Origin of the sequence: Novosphingobium indicum (assembly GCF_014645195.1) — a bacterium.
Lineage (GTDB): Bacteria > Pseudomonadota > Alphaproteobacteria > Sphingomonadales > Sphingomonadaceae > Novosphingobium > Novosphingobium indicum.
The window spans coordinates 1-2,816 of record NZ_BMLK01000070.1 but is presented as its reverse complement, the minus strand read 5'-3'; the positions used below and the strand labels follow the sequence as shown (position 1 = coordinate 2,816).

At 60.4% G+C, this 2,816-nt stretch carries 4 protein-coding genes; 3 read left to right on the top strand and 1 reads right to left on the bottom strand.

Annotated elements, in window-relative coordinates; translation table 11 throughout:
- The 3 genes from IEX64_RS23990 to IEX64_RS23980 form a co-directional block, all read left to right on the top strand.
- Window positions 1-574: IS3 family transposase (locus IEX64_RS23990; RefSeq protein WP_229710728.1), on the top strand; the 574-nt coding region annotated here is incomplete at its 5' end.
- Complete coding sequence (locus tag IEX64_RS23985; protein WP_188823966.1) at window positions 571-1,365, top strand: sulfotransferase family protein; 795 nt, start codon at window positions 571-573, stop codon at window positions 1,363-1,365. The genes IEX64_RS23990 and IEX64_RS23985, both read left to right, overlap by 4 nt.
- 273 nt (window positions 1,366-1,638) lie before the next feature.
- A complete protein-coding gene (locus IEX64_RS23980) occupies window positions 1,639-1,899 on the top strand; it encodes a helix-turn-helix transcriptional regulator (protein WP_188823964.1) in 261 nt (86 codons plus the stop codon).
- On the opposite strand, the gene IEX64_RS23975 is transcribed toward IEX64_RS23980, so the two are convergent.
- Window positions 1,889-2,816, bottom strand: a 928-nt coding sequence (locus IEX64_RS23975) for a tyrosine-type recombinase/integrase (RefSeq protein ID WP_188823962.1), incomplete at its 5' end; no start/stop codon positions are given. The two genes, IEX64_RS23980 and IEX64_RS23975, sit on opposite strands and share 11 nt — an antisense overlap.

Genomic DNA, 2,816 nt, shown 5'->3' with positions numbered 1-2,816 from the left:
CGTATGCGCTGAAAGGTGCACGTACGGTTCGGGGAGGGGAAGCGCTCATGCGCTTCCTACTCCACTGGCGACGTGGTCGGGGTTCGTCTACGTGGCCTTCGTGATCGACGTCTATGCCCGTTATATCGTGGGCTGGCGGGTGAGCAGAACGGCGCATGCGAGTTTCGTGCTCGATGCTCTGGAACAGGCGATCCACGATCGACGACCTGTCCATCGTGGCGGCCTGATCCACCACAGTGACCGCAGCAGCCAATATGTGTCGATCAAGTATACCGAGCGACTTGCCGAAGCCGGGATCGAGCCGTCGGTCGGTAGTGTTGGCGACAGCTACGACAACGCCTTGGCTGAGACGATCAACGGCCTTTACAAGGCCGAGGTGATCCACAGGAGAGGACCGTGGCGATCCTTTGAAGCCGTTGAATACGCCACGCTCGAATGGGTGGACTGGTTCAACAATCGCCGGCTGCTCGCGCCCATCGGCAATATTCCGCCTGCCGAAGCCGAGGAACGCTATTACGCCATGCTGGACGACGCCCCCATCCATGCCGCGCAGCCATTGGAAGCGGTGGTATGAGCGGGCACCGCCATATCTTCGTGGCCGGATTGCACCGGTCGGGCACGAGCCTGATCGCGCGCTTGCTGGCCGAACATCCCGACATTGCCGCCATTACAGACGCGCCCGTCCCCGAAAGCGAAGGCTGCTATCTGCAAGGGGCGATCCCCCATGCCGCCCGCCACGGCGTGCCCGGCCATTTCGCCACCGATCCCGAACAGCATCTGGTCGAAGGGTCGCCGCTCGACCGGCTGGAAACGCGGCTGCGACTGCAAGCGGACTGGGCGCCGTGGTTCGATGCGGACAAGCCGTGGCGGGTGGAAAAATCGCCGGTGAACCTGACCCGCATGCGTCTGTTGCAGTCCCTGTTCCCGCTGTCGCAATTCATCATTGTGACGCGCCATCCTGCCTTTACCAATGAAGCGATGCGCAAATGGGTCGATGTCGATGCCATCGGCTTTCGCCGCTATTGGCAGGCGGCGCATGATATCGTGCTCGCCGATATCGAATATCTGCATGGCGCGATGATCGTCCGCTATGAAGACCTGGTCGAGCAGCCAGAACGCATCCGCCGAGCGATGTTCGCGTTCCTCGACCTGCCCTTGTGTACAACGGCGCAGCCGGTGGCCAATGGCAATCTGCAATACTGCGATTCCCCGCAGCGCAGCAACGCGTGCTATCCGCGACTGGGTTATGCACCCGGCGCCTCGCATGGCCCGCTTCAGGTACGGGTGCGCCATCCGCTGCGCGCCATTCGCGAACAGGTCGAAAGCGCGCTTACCGGCAACAGCCTCGCCGATCAAACCGGCTGACCGGTTTATTTCCGCATTGCGCGAAACCAAACATGCCTCCGCGCATTGCGGATGGGTATCAAGGAGATTGCTCGATGGCTAAGGAAATTGGGCGCCTATGCCGACGAGACAGGTCTCCCGGAAAATGGAAGGAATGACCTTTTCTTTCCCCGGGGGCAATGCCGCCGATCCCTTCTTTTTCTTCGCTACACTACGCCATCGGAAAGCTTCCCATTGCGCCTGCCTGCAGGGCGGTGGCTAACTTCGTGTGCGAAGAAACCTCGGAGCACTGCAATGGCGAAAGGCAATCCGGTTCCCTACACACGAACCGTACGGCGCCAACAACTCAAGGAAATGGTGCCACTTGCGGACAGCACCATATTCGAAATGGAGCGGCGGGGAGAATTTCCGCGCCGCTATGCACTCTCGCCGCGTACCGTCGTGTGGAATCTCGACGAAGTGGAGGCATGGCTCGCGGATCGCAAAGCACGCCCGGTCCAGCGGGCACAATCTGTCGACGTAAAGGACCGTCGCACCCGCCCGGTCAAAGGCTAGGATCAATCTCCAGGACCGGCGCCGATGGAGGGGTCACCATGGGGGCGTATTTCTTCCCGGCGATCCAGGCATCGATCGTGTTCGACCATTCCTGCATCATGTGCCGCCGCTGCATCTCATATTCAGCCTTGTTGTAGATGCCGCGAGAAGAGCGTCCGTCTTCGTGCGCTAGGCATTTTTCGATCCAGTCGCTGTTGAAACCCAGTTCGTTGAGCAACGTCGAACCAGTCCGGCGCAAGTCGTGCACGGTGAATGGCTCGAGGGGCAGGCCTTCCTGTTTAGCCTGCTCGACCACCGCATATGTCACCCTGTTGAAGGTCGCCCGCGACATGGGCGCGTCGGCATCGTAGCGCGATGGCAAGAGATACCTGGAATTGCCCGCACAGGTCTTGAGTGCAATCAGGATGTCCAGCATCTGGCTCGAGAGGTAAACATTGTGCGGCTTGGATCGCTTCATGCGCTCTTTCGGGATCGACCACACCGCGTTCTCGAAATCCACCTCATCCCAGACGGCATCCTGCAACTCGCTCTTGCGGACCATCGAGAGGAGGAAGAATTTCACGCCGAGCCGGATGGTCGGCAGTGTCGCGACATGATCGATGACACGGAACAGGACGCGGATCTCTGAAGGGCTGAGTGAGCGATCCTTGGGCTTGAAAGTGGCGATGGAGGCTGGCCCGACTTCGTCGGCCGGGTTCTTGATCTTCTCACCATGCAGGATTGCATAGCCATAGATCTGCTTCACGATGTCACGGACATGGATCGCGGTAGCCGGCGCACCGCGTTCCACGATCTTGAGGCAATGCTCGCGCAGGTCTCCGGGCGTGATCTCAGTGAGAAGCCGGCTACGCCATACGGGGAGTAGGTCACGCTCGAAGATCGACCGGCGCATGGCGCGAGTGCTGTCCGCCATGGGA